The organism is Halobacillus sp. AWH4_228, from assembly GCF_056158365.1.
The window spans coordinates 1,618,033-1,632,749 of record NZ_JBSWTE010000001.1 but is presented as its reverse complement, the minus strand read 5'-3'; the positions used below and the strand labels follow the sequence as shown (position 1 = coordinate 1,632,749).

The 14,717-nt window shown below is 47.4% G+C and carries 14 protein-coding genes and 1 other annotated feature (1 of these 15 running past the window's edge); of the genes, 1 reads left to right on the top strand and 13 read right to left on the bottom strand.

All coding sequences use genetic code 11. From position 1 onward, the window contains the following. Window positions 1-24 precede the first annotated feature (24 nt). Both ACXADP_RS08100 and ACXADP_RS08095 read right to left on the bottom strand, forming a co-directional pair. Window positions 25-921, bottom strand: coding sequence for a deoxyribonuclease IV (locus ACXADP_RS08100; protein ID WP_474969009.1), 897 nt, complete (start codon window positions 919-921; stop codon window positions 25-27). A gap of 18 nt (window positions 922-939) precedes the next feature. Next, complete coding sequence (locus ACXADP_RS08095; RefSeq protein WP_474969010.1) at window positions 940-2,259, bottom strand: DEAD/DEAH box helicase; 1,320 nt, start codon at window positions 2,257-2,259, stop codon at window positions 940-942. A 173-nt stretch (window positions 2,260-2,432) separates the two neighbouring features. On the opposite strand from ACXADP_RS08095, the gene ACXADP_RS08090 reads away from it, so the two are divergent. Continuing rightward, entirely contained in the window at window positions 2,433-3,389 is a 957-nt protein-coding gene (locus tag ACXADP_RS08090; RefSeq protein ID WP_027955376.1) for a 4-hydroxy-3-methylbut-2-enyl diphosphate reductase, read from the top strand. Window positions 3,390-3,424: 35 nt separating this feature from the next. Here the strand turns inward: ACXADP_RS08090 and ACXADP_RS08085 are convergent, their stop codons facing one another. From ACXADP_RS08085 to glyQ, 11 genes are all read right to left on the bottom strand, one after another. After that, entirely contained in the window at window positions 3,425-4,540 is a 1,116-nt protein-coding gene (locus tag ACXADP_RS08085; RefSeq protein WP_474969011.1) for a Nif3-like dinuclear metal center hexameric protein, read from the bottom strand. Continuing rightward, window positions 4,537-5,244, bottom strand: coding sequence for a tRNA (adenine(22)-N(1))-methyltransferase (locus ACXADP_RS08080; RefSeq protein WP_474969012.1), 708 nt, complete (start codon window positions 5,242-5,244; stop codon window positions 4,537-4,539). Before ACXADP_RS08080 ends, ACXADP_RS08085 begins: the two co-directional genes overlap by 4 nt. Window positions 5,245-5,308: 64 nt before the next feature. Then, window positions 5,309-5,677 carry a cytochrome c550 gene (gene cccA, locus ACXADP_RS08075; protein ID WP_027955373.1) on the bottom strand — a complete coding sequence of 123 codons (369 nt, stop codon included), beginning with the start codon at window positions 5,675-5,677 and terminating at the stop codon, window positions 5,309-5,311. 107 nt (window positions 5,678-5,784) lie between these two features. After that, a complete protein-coding gene (locus tag ACXADP_RS08070) occupies window positions 5,785-6,318 on the bottom strand; it encodes a hypothetical protein (RefSeq protein ID WP_474969013.1) in 534 nt (177 codons plus the stop codon). A 78-nt stretch (window positions 6,319-6,396) separates the two neighbouring features. Beyond that, a complete protein-coding gene (rpoD, locus tag ACXADP_RS08065) occupies window positions 6,397-7,530 on the bottom strand; it encodes an RNA polymerase sigma factor RpoD (RefSeq protein WP_027955371.1) in 1,134 nt (377 codons plus the stop codon). Window positions 7,531-7,571: 41 nt separating this feature from the next. Further along, on the bottom strand, window positions 7,572-9,383 hold the full coding sequence (gene dnaG / locus ACXADP_RS08060) for a DNA primase (protein ID WP_474971228.1): 1,812 nt from the start codon (window positions 9,381-9,383) through the stop codon (window positions 7,572-7,574). A 37-nt stretch (window positions 9,384-9,420) separates the two neighbouring features. Beyond that, on the bottom strand, window positions 9,421-9,882 hold the full coding sequence (locus ACXADP_RS08055; RefSeq protein ID WP_474969015.1) for a DUF188 domain-containing protein: 462 nt from the start codon (window positions 9,880-9,882) through the stop codon (window positions 9,421-9,423). A gap of 248 nt (window positions 9,883-10,130) precedes the next feature. Continuing rightward, on the bottom strand, window positions 10,131-10,943 hold the full coding sequence (locus tag ACXADP_RS08050; RefSeq protein ID WP_474969016.1) for a pyruvate, water dikinase regulatory protein: 813 nt from the start codon (window positions 10,941-10,943) through the stop codon (window positions 10,131-10,133). A gap of 21 nt (window positions 10,944-10,964) precedes the next feature. Next, window positions 10,965-11,594, bottom strand: coding sequence for a transcriptional regulator CcpN (gene ccpN / locus ACXADP_RS08045; RefSeq protein ID WP_027955367.1), 630 nt, complete (start codon window positions 11,592-11,594; stop codon window positions 10,965-10,967). 81 nt (window positions 11,595-11,675) lie between these two features. Further along, complete coding sequence (gene glyS / locus ACXADP_RS08040) at window positions 11,676-13,760, bottom strand: glycine--tRNA ligase subunit beta (protein ID WP_474971227.1); 2,085 nt, start codon at window positions 13,758-13,760, stop codon at window positions 11,676-11,678. After that, window positions 13,753-14,640 carry a glycine--tRNA ligase subunit alpha gene (gene glyQ, locus ACXADP_RS08035; protein ID WP_474971226.1) on the bottom strand — a complete coding sequence of 296 codons (888 nt, stop codon included), beginning with the start codon at window positions 14,638-14,640 and terminating at the stop codon, window positions 13,753-13,755. The genes glyS and glyQ overlap by 8 nt, the downstream gene beginning before the upstream one ends. 62 nt (window positions 14,641-14,702) lie before the next feature. Further along, window positions 14,703-14,717, bottom strand: a binding site (T-box leader); it runs 157 nt beyond the window's last position.

Below are 14,717 nucleotides of genomic sequence, written 5' to 3'. Positions count from 1 at the left end.
AGGTTCAGCACCCCCGCCTTTTTCTTATGACTGTTTTAGAATCTTTTCTTTAAGGTCCGGATCAAACGTCCCTTGCTTAACCATATCGATTTCAAATCGATACGGAGGCTTTTTGTTCTTCTTATCTTCCCCCACGTACGGGGTTTCCAAAATTTTTGGAAGATCCTTCAACTGCGGGTGATGAATCACCTGATGAAGGGCATCGAAGCCGATATGACCGAAGCCGATATTTTCATGGCGGTCCTTGGCTGCTCCCTGAATGTTCTTACTATCATTGACGTGAATGACTTTCAGGCGGTCCAGTCCGACAATTTTATCAAACTCGTTCAGCACACCATCAAAATCCTCCACTACATTGTAGCCTGCGTCATGAATGTGGCACGTATCCATACAGACGGAAAGCTTTTCGTTCAATGTGACACCATCAATAATCTGCGCAAGCTCATCAAAACTTCTTCCAATTTCGGAACCTTTGCCGGCCATCGTTTCCAGGGCAATCTGGACATTTTGATCTTTATGAAGGACTTCATTCAGCCCTTCAATAATTTTCGGAAGACCCTTTTCCACTCCCTGCCCCACGTGGGACCCCGGGTGAAGAACGATTTGTCCTGCTCCAAGCGCTTCTGTGCGCTCTATTTCGCTGCGCAGGAAATCAACACCCAGTTGAAAGGTTTCCGGCTTGGTCGTGTTACCTACATTTATGATATAGGGAGCATGCACGACAATATCCTGAATACCATTGGCCTTCATATGCTCCTGACCTGCCTCGATATTCAATTCTTCAATTGGACGGCGGCGCGTATTTTGAGGGGCGCCTGTATATATCATAAATGTGCCGGATCCGTAGGAAGCTGCCTCTTCACTTGCGCCAAGAAGCATTTTCTTCCCTTTCATTGATACGTGTGAACCAATTTTAACCATGACGATCTCGACCCTTTCTTATTTCTTTTTAAAGCGGTTCTGCTTCAATCTGCGTTTATTTTGTTCCGCCTGCTTTTTCATCTTTTTCTTATAGCCCGGCTTCACCTTTTTCGGACGGCGGACGAGCTGTTTCGCCTGTTTATCCAGATCCGTTTCTTTCTTTTCACGGATCTGCCGCTCATTATAGGCATTCACTTCTTTCCATTCCCCTTGTTTCACTTCATAGAATTGGAAAGACAACCCCTTCTTCTCAAGCTTCTGGATCAATGGAAGATCGGTTTCCTGATAGAGGTTGATTGCTGTACCTTCCAGCCCGGCCCTTGCTGTACGTCCGACACGGTGTATATAGAATTCCTCTTCCTTCGGCATCTGGGCGTTGATGACGTGGCTCACACCCTGGATATCAATCCCACGCGCAGCAAGGTCGGTCGCTACGATGTATTGATAACGGAGGTTTTGGATTTCTTTCAGGACTCTTTTACGCTCTCGCGGGGACAAGCCTCCGTGAAGGATGCCTGTTTCCAAACCACGACTCATCAAATCCTCCGCCAATTCGTCTGCAAGACCTTTGCCATTCGTGAAAATAATGGCCAGATAAGGTTGAATCGCCTTCGTGATATCCATGATCACTTCTCCAGGCTGTTTATGCCGGAGAGGAATCAACCGGTGCTCCATCGTTTCCGGAGATGGCTTATCATCCTCGATTTGAATATGGACCGGATTGGTCAAGTACTTCTTCAGGAATGGCTGCAGCCGTTCAGGAATGGTTGCAGAGAAAACAAGCATTTGCACGTCTTCGGCCATGCGAACAAGAATCTGATCCACTTCTTCGATAAATCCGAGGTCCAGCATTAAATCCGCTTCGTCCAGAACGAACGATTTGGCTTGATAAAGGTCTACCGCTTCCTCTTTGACCATATCGAGTATACGGCCCGGTGTTCCTACGACAATGTGCGGCGGATTGGAAGCCAGTTTCTCCACCATCTTCTGTTTATCCGTTCCACCGATCAACAGCTTGGACCGCCAAATCTCTTGTTTACCTGCGTGCTTCACGGCTTTTTTCACTTCTTCATGAATCTGGATGGCCAGTTCACGTGTTGGTGCTGTAATGACAAACTGTACGGCATCGGCATTCTCATCCATCCGGCTGAATAAAGCCAGCAGATAGGCATGTGTCTTACCGGATCCAGTGTGGGATTGTCCGATCAAACTTTCCCCTCTTAATGCCGGCGGCAGCACCTGCTGCTGGATCGGCGTCGGCTGTTTAAAGCCCAAACCTTCTACAATTCTGCTTACTGTAGAGGAAATTGCGTATTGTTCAAAAGTATGCTTACTCATGTCCGTTCTCCTTTAATGTAAAATGTTCCTTCCCTATTATAATAGAGTGCGCCCTAAATTGCACGATAACGTTGTCTGACCACCGCTTTCTTTGTCAACTTACGCTTTACCCTTTATAATGAAGATGGTATCTTAAAAGTTGTTCGATTGGATAAAGAGGAGGACGTTAATCAATGGAAGTTATTAAAATCGCCCCTCGCGGTTATTGTTACGGAGTCGTAGATGCCATGGTCATTGCGAGAAATGCCTCAAAAGACCAGAATCTGCCGCGCCCGATTTATATATTAGGTATGATTGTCCATAACTCCCATGTGACCGAAGCCTTCAAAGAAGAAGGCATCATCACTGTCGATGGTAAAAACCGCAGCGATATGCTGGAAGGTATTCATGAAGGTACGGTTATTTTCACGGCCCACGGCGTTTCCCCGCAGGTGAAGGAAAGGGCCCGCGATAAAGGACTGACTGTTCTTGATGCTACATGTCCGGATGTTACCAACACCCATAACCTGATCCGCAAAAAAGTTGCGGAAGGATTTGAAGTCATCTACGTCGGTAAAAAAGGACACCCTGAGCCGGAAGGGGCGATGGGCGTCGCTCCCGGGAAGGTCCACCTTGTACAGACAGAGGAGGATGTCGAGAATCTGGAGCTGGATCATGATAAGCTTATGATTACCAACCAGACGACGATGAGTCAATGGGACGTCTATGATGTCATGGAAAAAGCCAAGGAAAAGTTCCCTCAGCTTGAGAAACAGCAGGAAATCTGCATGGCTACACAGGTACGCCAGGAAGCTGTGTCAGAACAGGCGGGTGAAGCCGATTTGACGCTCGTTGTTGGTGACCCGATGAGTAATAACTCCAACAGGCTTGCCCAGGTATCCAAAGAAAAGGCCGGAACCACCGCCTACCGGATTGCTGATGTAACCGAAATACAGCTGGAATGGCTGGAAGGTGTTCATAAAGTAGCCGTTACCGCCGGTGCTTCCACGCCAACACCGATCACAAAAGAAGTGATCAAGTTCATTGAGCAGTTTGACCATGAGGACGATGCTACCTGGATTCGTGAATCCAAGGTCGAGCAGAAGAAAATCCTCCCTCCTGTAAGAGCACGCAAAAAAGTGAAACGATAATAAAAAGGATGAAAGCTTCCCGCTTTCATCCTTTTTTACTGGATTATAAAGGGCTCTGTATCCACTTCGGACACCAGGATGTTCAAGGCTCCATCTTTATTGCAGCGTTCCTCCAGATACTGCTGTACTTTTACGCAGACCACTTTCTCCACATGGTGACCGGGATCAATCACATCTAAGCCCATCTCCACAGCGTCCTGAGTCATATGGAAGGTCATATCTCCGGTCACATATACGTCAGCTCCGCTTCTCTTAGCCTTATGAATATATTTTTCTCCACTTCCACCCAGAACGGCGACCGTTTGAACGGTGTTCCCCATTTTCCCTGCCACACGCACATGAGGGACGTCGAAACGCTCCTTCACTTTGTCAGCAAAATCCTGGAGGGAAATGGGCTCGTCCAGCCGGCCCACTCTTCCAATTCCGAGGGTCCTGCCTTCATTGAGAAGAGGATAAAGATCATAAGCCACTTCCTCATACGGGTGGGCTTTTTCCATCGCTTCAAGAACTTTAGACAGCTTATCCTGTGGAACGATGGTTTCCAAACGTTTCTCCTGGACCTGCTCCAAGCGGCCCTGCTCCCCAAGATAAGGGTTTGTACCCTCTTGAGGTTTGAACGTCCCTTCACCGGAAACCTGATAGGTACAGTGGCTGTAATCACCAATAAAACCTGCCCCTGCTTCGCTCACCGCATCCCTTACAGCTTCCAGGTGGGAATCAGGGACAAAAACAGCCAGTTTCACAAGCTTTTCCGTTTCTGTCGGAATCAAAGGCCGGCGGTTTTTAACATCGAGAAGGTCTGCCATCACATCATTCACTCCGCCTTCTGCAACATCCAGGTTCGTATGCGCCGCATACACCGTAATATCGTGTTTCAGAAGCTTCTGGACTATCCGTCCTTTTGGCGTATCCACATTGATTTGATGAAGTTTCACAAATAACAGGGGATGATGGGCAATGATAAGATCCACCTTTTTTTCAACCGCCTCATCCACTACACTTTCAACAACATCAAGCGTTACCATGACATTCTGCACCGGCTTGTTCAGGCTGCCCACCTGCAGCCCTACGTTGTCCCAGTCATAAGCAAAGCTTTTTGGTGCCCATGTTTCCAATGTTTTTATGATTTCCCCGGCCGTTACTTTATTCATTTTGATAAAACCTCCTGCAGCCATTTCATTTCCTTTTGAAGCGTGTCCACTTTCACTTCATCCACAGTGGAAGCCTTCTGCATTTGATCCAGGATATATTCCTTCTTGATCATTTCCTCGTGCCACTTCTTCCTAAACGCTTCTGACCTTTCCTTCATAAGGTAAGGGCCGAGCCAAAGCTCTTTGTCCAAGTCGGCGGGTTCATAAGCAAGGGCAGGGTCCCCTTTTTCTGCTGCAAGGATTTCATAGATGTGCCCGCCTTCTTCCATGATCTGTTCGTCAATCAGGCTGTATCCATGCGTGTAAAACCATTGACGGATCGAGCGTGCATCAATGTTCGGCTGGGCGACGATACGGTTAACGGCGGTTAACTTATCCCTGCCTCTGTCCAGAATATCCCGGATTAACGGCCCTCCCATACCGGCGATGGTGACCTGCTTAACTTCTCCAGGCTGGATCACTTCGAGACCATCTCCCAATCTGACATCGATCCTGGATTGAAGATCATGGGCTTTCACTTCATTCAGGGCGCTGTCATAAGGGCCTTGATTAACCTCTCCGGCTATCGCTTGTGCCTGTGGATCCTTTAAACAGACATAACAAGGCAGATAGGCATGATCAGACCCTATATCAGCAAATACTGCTCCAGCAGGCAGGTATTCCGCTACCTTTGCCAGCCGTTCGGATAGTTGATGTACATTCATAAAAAATCGTTCCTCTCATAAAGAAAAGCTTTCTGACAGCAGCAGAAAGCTTCTCACGTACTTCTTATTTTTTCTCAGCGAGCCATTCTGCCAGCTGAGTGGCCTGCTCACCGGTATAAAGACCTGCAGGCATCTGTGATCCTTTACCATTGATGATAATGTCCTGGATCTCTTCTGCTGAATAACGGGAGCCGACTTCCTGAAGATTCGGACCTGCGCCTCCACTCAAGTCACCGCCATGGCAGCTTGAACACTTGTTCTGGTACATTTCTTCCGGATCAGCGGATGCAGTTTCTTCCGTCTGTTCTCCTCCGCCTTCTTCCTCGCTTTGAATCGCTTCACGTTGGTTGATACCGGCAGAAGAAACAATGATCATGGCTACGATCCCCAGTACAGCGATAATTGCAAATGGGATCACAGGGTTCTTTCTCATGAATGGCAACCTCCTTATGTATTCCCTATATGAATTTTTCGCGTCTATTCGACTATTTTTATTTTATATGAAAACCGTTACTTATTAAAGGCTTAACCACCGAAAACTTATAAAACAATGAAAATGATCCACAAAATGACAGCGGTTACGCCACTCCATAATAAAAACCTGATTTTCATAAACACTCCGACGCTGATCCAGATAAGAAAATGAAACAGCATCGTTATGTAGACAGCCTGGACGGATGTTGTCCAGTGATCCACTACGAAGATGGACATTATTAGAAGGATCAACAAACCGTTCACAAAAGGTATCAAATACCAGTCGGTCCGTTTATAGTGTAACCATCCACTTATAAACCATACCGATCCTACAAAAAACGACAAAAGCCCTGTTTGCATTATGAACCCCATTTGAGTAAAATAAATGACAAGTAATGTAAGGGGTATCATAAACAGGCTGAGCAGAACAAAGGCCGGGACCAGCAGCTGTACGGTCTGTACAGGAGCATGGCCGGGTTTTTCTTCCTCGCCTTTGGTGTACAACGCCAATAGAAAGTCACAGTATTCCGCGGGTAGAAGCCTGCTCTCTTTCCAGTACTGAATCTCATGAATGATGGTTTTCGTACGCTCATCCTGCATACTTTCCTCCAAAACACAGGTAAACTCAAGATCCTCCTACATAGGCGTTGTAAAAGAACCTTGAGTCTACGGCTGTTCTTATTCCATAAAGTCTTTCAGGCGTTTGCTGCGGCTCGGGTGTCTCAGCTTACGAAGAGCTTTCGCTTCGATCTGCCGGATTCTTTCCCGGGTTACTCCGAACACTTTTCCGACCTCTTCGAGTGTTCGCGTACGTCCGTCATCAAGTCCAAAACGGAGGCGCAGGACATTTTCTTCTCTATCTGTCAGTGTGTCCAGGACGTCTTCAAGCTGTTCCTTCAATAGTTCATAGGCGGCATGGTCAGATGGGGAGGTTGCTTCCTGGTCCTCAATGAAATCACCAAGATGGGAGTCGTCTTCTTCCCCGATCGGTGTTTCCAGTGATACGGGCTCCTGGGCAATCTTAAGGATTTCACGGACTTTATCCGGTGTAAGATCCATATCCTGTGCAATTTCCTCTGGTGTCGGTTCGCGGCCGAGATCCTGAAGAAGCTGCCGCTGCACACGGATCAGTTTGTTGATCGTTTCCACCATGTGAACCGGAATACGGATGGTACGTGCCTGGTCGGCAATCGCACGGGTAATCGCCTGTCTGATCCACCATGTAGCATAGGTACTGAATTTGTAACCTTTGCGGTAATCGAATTTTTCTACCGCTTTGATCAGACCCATGTTCCCTTCCTGGATTAGATCAAGGAAAAGCATGCCGCGGCCGACGTAACGCTTGGCAATACTTACAACGAGACGAAGGTTGGCTTCTGCCAGATCCCTTTTCGCTTCTTCATCCCCATTTTCTATACGCTGGGCAAGACTGATTTCATCTTTGGCTGATAATAGATTGACGCGGCCGATTTCTTTCAGATACATACGGACCGGGTCATTGATTTTCACACCTGGAGGTACACTCAGGTCATTGAGGTCGAATTCCTCTTCCTTATCGAGCTGCTTGATACTAGGGTCCGATTCAGAATCACCGATGACCTCTACGCCCTGTTCATTCAGGTGCTCGTAAAATTCATCCATTTGATCGGAGTCGAGTTCGAAGCTGGATAATTTCTCAGCCACCTCTTCATACGCGAGGATTCCGCGTTTTTTCCCTAACTCTACGACCTGCTCTTTGGCCTGCTCCAGTGTCAATTCCGTCTGATTTTCAGTTTCTTTAGAACGTGATGGCTGTTGTTTCTTCTCTGCCATAAGTCCCCCTCCTTCCAACAATCTATCCAAACTCTACCTGATTACGCTTTTAATTCTTTTTTCCGTTTTATAATCTCCATCGCAATTTCCGCGGCCTTGATCGGCTCGTTCTGCTGTTCAGCCCGCTTCAACTCGGATTCCAGGCTCTTAATATCCGTTCGATCCCAGTTTTCCAATCGGATCCGCTCTATATAATCATGGATTTCCTGATCGGATACTTCCTCACTGACGGGTGCCATTGCGAGCTCGATCACGAGGTTTTTGATGGACATATCCTCAATCATTTCAACGAACTGACTGATATCTGATTCATTGCCGTCTTCATAATATGCGTAAAGATGTGTGACAATGACCTGATGATCTTCTATATTGAAAGCCCCTCCTATTTCCTCCTGAACTTTATCAGCAATGTAGGGATCTTTCAACATATATGCAATCAGCTTTCTTTCCGCATTATGAAACGCAGGAAGAAGCTTGTTCTGAACCGATGTTTCCCTCTTAGGATTAGTATATCGGTTCTTTGGCTCATTATCCTTCACACCCTGCTGTCTTCTTATCTGACTGATTTCCTCTTTCAAGGTTTCCAGAGATAACTGAAATTCAGAGGACATCTCATTCAGGTAATGCTCTCTCTCGACCGCACGATCCAGAGTGGCAATCTCCTGTAGTACTTTTTCGATATAGGCGATACGATCTCCTTCCACCTGCAGGTTATAATCCCTGCGGAGATAACTCATCATAAAGGAGATATACGTGTCGCTGGTATCAAGCACTTCCTTCTTGAAACGGTCCCCGCCATGCCGCTGGATGAAATCATCCGGGTCCAGAGCGTCGGGCACGCGGGCCACAAACGTCTGACAACCGATGCTTTTTGTCAGTCTGGCAGCCTTGACAGCCGCCTCAATCCCGGCGCGGTCACCGTCATAACAGACGATGATCTGATCCGTATACTTTTTCAACAAGTTGGCCTGTGTACTGGAAAGCGATGTCCCCATCGTCCCTACTGCATAAGGGATACCCGACTGGGCAGCGGATATAACATCCCCGAACCCTTCGAATAGGACAACGGTTTTTTCCTTACGTATGGAGGACCGGGCAAGATCGAAGTTATAAAGCAGCCGGCCCTTATGAAAGAGTTCCGTTTCCGGACTATTCAAGTATTTGGGCTGCTGCTCTCCAAGAGCTCTTCCTGCAAAAGCCACGGTCTTTCCCAGGTGGTTGCGCAGCGGAAACATGACCCTTCCGCGAAAGCGGTCGGCATAATTCCCCTGATCATTCACACTCAGCAGGCCGGCTTTGACCATCGTCTGGGGGTGAAAGCCTTTTTTCTCAAGAAAAGTGACGACGAAATCCTTATCATCCGGTGAATACCCGAGCTGATACTTCTGGATGGTTTCTTCTGTAAAACCTCTGTCCAAAAGATATTCATAGGCTTTCCGGCCGTCCTTGGAATTCTTTAACAAATGATGGTATAATTTTGTCAGCCACTGGTGTGCTTCAAGCATCGCCTGTGATTCCTGATTATCCGCACCGGTGTAGTTCTCCTCAGCAAACTGCTCTGGAATTTCCACACCTGTGCGTTCAGAAAGCTGCTTGAGGGCCTGTATAAAACTGTATCCTTCCATTTCCATAAGGAAGGTGTAGACATTCCCTCCCTTTCCACAACCGAAGCAATGGAAAATCTGCTTATCCTGCGAAACGGAAAAAGAAGGCGTGTTTTCCCCATGGAATGGACAAAGGCCGAAATGGTTTCTCCCCTGCTTTTTGAGGTCAACATAATCGCCGATCACTTCCACAATGTCGGCTGATTTCCGAATCTCATCTACTTTTTCTTCTGGAATGTGTCCAGCCATATGATCACCATACTACTCAATTATTCTCTTCCAAAGGCTAAATTCCTTCATGATCAGACAACAAATATTGGAAAGTTTCCCGGAACTCTTCTCTGTGCTTGTCCGTAAAGGCGGAAGGCCCCTTCCATTTACGCTTCTGCTTCATCGTCTGCTGCCGGATAAACTTCTGGTTCATAATGTGATCCGCATCGGTTTCCTTTATCAGTTTTCCTCGCGGCGTCATCACATAAACCCCTTTAGAGGTCAGGAGAACAGCCAGCGACAAGTCCTGCGTAATGACCACATCTCCCTTGGCAGCTGCATTCAAAATGTAAAGGTCTACAGACTGGGAACCATCATCAACAAAGGTCCACGATGTCTGTGACTTTTCTGTACTGAAATGATTAACCGTAGCAATGAACCTGGCCGTCACGCCGCAGTCCGCACTCATTTCCTCAATTTCCTTCTGAACGGGACAGCTGTCTGCGTCCACCCAGACCGTTCGATGTATTTTTGGCATAGTATCAATATTTCTACAGCAAGCGGTAGAATCCTCCTAAAAAGCAAATGTTTTATTTTTCTGAAAAATAGACAATGTGCGTAAGGAGTAAAGAACCTGCAGATATGAAAACCGGACCTGTCAGGATTTTTCCACAAAAAAATATTATAATACATTTCTCCTGTGAATGCTATGTCTAATTTTACCTAATTTCATTCTTCCCAACAAAAGCCGCGCTTAATCAAAGCGCGACTTTTTGAGATACTGCATTATTCCTGAGCATCTTTCCTCAGCTTATTCATAATGATATTCGCCGTTTCCTCTACAGCTTTATTAGAGACATCAATAACCGGGCAGCCGATTTTATCGACGATTCTGTTGAAATGCTCCAGCTCCTGGCTGATCCGTTCAAGGTTGGCATATGTAGCCTGATCACCGAGTCCCAGGGATTTCAAACGTTCCTTCCGGATGTCATTCAGCTTTTCTGCACTGATTTTCAAGCCGATGCATTTCTCCGGGTCCACCCGGAACAATTCAGACGGTGGCTGGACTTCCGGAACAATCGGGACGTTTGCCACTTTCAGCCTTTTATGAGCAAGATACTGGGACAATGGAGTTTTGGACGTTCGGGATACGCCGATCAAAACGATATCTGCCTTGGAAATGCCCCGCGGGTCACGGCCATCATCATACCGGACAGCGAATTCAATGGCTTCCACCCGCTTGAAATAATCCTCATCAAGCTTGTGGACGAGGCCGGGTTCCAGTCTCGGCTGTATTTGGAGGTGACTTTCCATCGCTTCCATCATCGGCCCCATGATATCAACACAGCGGACTCCGTGTTTTTCGGCTTCCTGTTTCAGGTGAATCCTGTACTCAGGAACGACAAGGGTAAAGCCGATCATGGCATCGTGCTCTTTGGCTTGAAGAACAGCTTCGTTAATCGTCCCTTTATCTTCTACATAAGGGATGCGCTGAAGATCAAAAGGTCCGTCATCAAACTGACTCAAACAAGCCTTGGTAACAAGCTCAGCGGTCTCCCCTACGGAATCGGATAGTACATAAATTAATGGTTTCTCCATACTGCCCCTCCTAATCCTGAATCAAATATGCTGATCGCGTGCAAGTTCTACAAGGGCTTTGGTTATATTCGTTTTCGTTAACCTTCCAACGACCTCAAGCCCATCCTCTGCAGGATTCACGACCGGCAGTCCGTCGATCTGTTTTTCTATTAACTTCTGGGCGGCGTCCAAAAGGAGATCCTCAGGCTCACATATCGTAATATTCGGCATCCGCGTCATAATGATATGGACCGGGATGGACGTTAAGTCCTTCGATCCTATGCTTGCCCTCAGCAGGTCCTTTCTGGAAAGGACGCCGACAAGATGGGATTTATGGTTCGTGACAAACAATGTTCCGACATCTTCAAGAAACATCGCACAGATCGCATCATACGCCGATACGTCTTCCTCTACAACAATCGGGAGGGACTGGTATTCCCTCACTTTGAACTTTTTCAGTTTTTCCGTGAAAAGTTCAGAACCTGTTTTCCCCGTGAAAAAATACCCCACCCGCGGCCGCGCATCCAGATAGCCTGCCATGGTTAATATAGCAAGATCCGGACGCAGAGTCGCCCGTGTTAATTCCAGTCTTTCTGCGATGTTCTCTCCGGTAATCGGTCCATTATCCTTCACAATTTGAATAATCTGCTCCTGCCGGTTTGATAATTCCAAGTTCTCACCACCCTGAACGCTGAATGTGACATACTATTCTTCATTATACCTCATTTTCCTGAATGGGTAAAAGAAGGGTGCTTAGAACTGTTGTTTCCACTCGATTCGTGTCAGATCGGCATACTGATAAATGTCTTCAGAAATCTGCTTCAACAGGCCGAGTCGGTTGGCTTTGACTCTTTCATCCTCTGCCATGACCATGACCGCATCAAAGAAGGCGTGAATGGAGTCTGCCAGTTCGGACAAGGTCTCCAGTGCCTCTTCGACAAGGCCTTCAGACATCTGACGGCTGTACGATTCATGGACCGTTTGGAAAACATCGTAAAGCTGCTGCTCTTCTTTGTTCTCAAATAGATCCGGATTCACCGCGTCTGCATCGGCTTTTTTCGCTAAATTTAATACGCGGCCGAGGGCCTCCTGGACAGGTTTGAAAGAAGGTTCATTCCGCTTTTCAACCAGGAGTTCTGCTTTTCTTCCTGCAACAGGGAAATGACCGATCCCCTGGGCGAGAACAGCTTCCACCACATCGGGATCCACTTGTTTTTCACGAAGCAGGTAGGCCGCACGGACACGGAAAAATTCATGAAGATCGTTGTGAACTTCTTCTTCCGATCTCGTAGGGAGTTCAAGCTCGATATAGAACTGATGAACAAGATCGATCAGTTTCTCGACGGACACGGACCAGCCACGGCTGTTCAGGGTTTGAAGAATACCGAGGGCCTGTCTTCTCAACCCGTATGGATCCTGGGATCCTGTTGGTACACGACCAATAGATACACTGCCGACGATCGTATCGAGCTTATCTGCGATGCTTACAATGGATCCGATTGTAGATGCCGGAACTTCACCATTGGCCTGCCGAGGCATATAGTGTTCATTGACAGCTACAGCCACTTCCTCATCTTCGCCAAACAGACGGGCATACTTCTCCCCCATCACTCCTTGAAGTTCAGTGAATTCATCGACCATCTGGGTGACAAGGTCAAATTTGCAGATTTCCGCAGCACGGGTAGCTTTTAGTTTTTCTTCTTTATTCAGGTTGAGCCATTCACTCAGTTTGACAGTAATGGCTGTTATCCGCTGAACCTTATCCGCAAGCGTCCCAAGTTCCTCCTGATAAACCATACGGGAAAGCTTCTCCATCTTCTCATCGATGCTTCCCTTCTGGTCTTCCTCATAAAAGAACTGCGCATCTTTCAAGCGTGCTTTCAACACCTTTTCGTTTCCTCGGGCTACGATATCAATGTTCTGGTCGTCGCCATTACGCACACCGACGAAATATGGCAGCAGCTTGTTATCATGGGAGCGGACAGGGAAATAACGCTGGTGCTCTTTCATGGATGTAATCAATGCTTCTTCAGGCACCTCCAGGAATTCCTCTGAGAATGCGCCGCTGAAAACAGCTGGATATTCCACCAGATGGGTCACTTCTTCGAGAAGCTCCTCATCTATCATAAGCTTCCAGCTCTGTTTCTCTTCCAGCTGTTTAAGCTGGGTTACAATTTGGTCCTGACGCTTTTCCACGGAGGCCATCACGTATTGATCAGAAAGCGTCTGTTCGTAGTGATCCGCACTCGTGATGGTTGTTTCTGATCCAAGGAAACGATGACCGAATGTCCGGCGGTCTGTATGAACGTTCTCAATCTGGAAAGGAATCACCTGCTCCCCGAATAAAGCCACCATCCAGCGGATCGGGCGGGCAAAACGGAGGTCACGGGCTCCCCAGCGCATATTCTTTGGAAAATTCAGAGAAAGAAAAACCTCTCCAAACTGCTCAAGCAGAGCGGCTGTTTCCTTTCCTTCAATGAACTTACGCACGTGCACATATTCTGTACCCTTGATTTCCTTGAAGTAAATATCATCAACGTCTCTGCCCTGCCCTTTCGTAAATCCAATGGCAGCCTTCGACCAGTTCCCTTCTTCATCAAGGGCAATCTTTTTAGCAGGGCCTTTCGCCTCTTCCTCGACGTCCGGCTGCTTATCAGCAACTTCTGTGATTTGGACAGCCAGTCTTCTCGGTGTGGCAAAGCCGTGAATATCACCAAAAGGAATCCGGTTATCTGTCAGCCACTTCTCTGTCTTATCTTTCAACTGGGCAAGAGCATCATTAATAAAACGGGCAGGAAGCTCCTCCAGGCCGAGCTCAAATAATACAGTCTTACTCATCTGCTCCACCTTCTTTCTTCAACATTGGGAATCCGAGGCGTTCCCTTTCTTCTACATAGGTTTTCGCAATTTTACGGGCAAGGTTCCGGACCCGTGAAATGTACCCCGTCCTCTCTGTGACACTGATGACGCCCTTAGCGTCCAGGAGATTGAACGTATGCGAACACTTCAGCACGTAATCATACGCGGGGAACACGAGTCCCTCTTCCATGATGCGTTCCGCTTCTTTCTCATAGGTCCCAAACAAATCAAAGAGCATCTTTTCATCAGACGCTTCGAACGTATAAACGGAATGTTCGTATTCCGGCTGTGTGAAGATATCTCCAACTGTCACGCCATTGGTCCACTCCAGTTCAAATACGTTTTCCTTATCCTGGATATAGGACGCCAGACGCTCAAGTCCGTACGTGATTTCCGCTGAAACCGGCTTCGCTTCCAATCCACCGATCTGCTGGAAGTACGTGAATTGAGTGATTTCCATACCGTCCAACCATACTTCCCATCCAAGGCCGGCGGCTCCAAGTGTCGGGTTTTCCCAGTTATCTTCAACGAAGCGGATATCATGCTTCAACGGATCGATGCCAAGGGCACGCAGGGATTCTAAATACAGCTCCTGGATGTTATCCGGGGATGGTTTCATGATGATCTGGAACTGATGATGCTGGTACAAACGGTTTGGGTTCTGGCCATAGCGTCCATCAGCCGGACGACGGGACGGTTCTACATAAGCTACGTTCCAAGGTTCCGGACCAAGGCTTCGAAGCAGGGTCATCGGAGACATCGTTCCTGCCCCTTTTTCCGTATCATAAGCCTGCATGAGCAGACATCCCTGGCTGGACCAGTGATTCTGCAGGGTTAAAATCATATCTTGAATATTCAAGTCTTTTCCTCCTCCTAATAGTGAGCGGATAAAGAAAATCCCGCCCCTATGCCTGAATCAGACATAGGGACGGGATT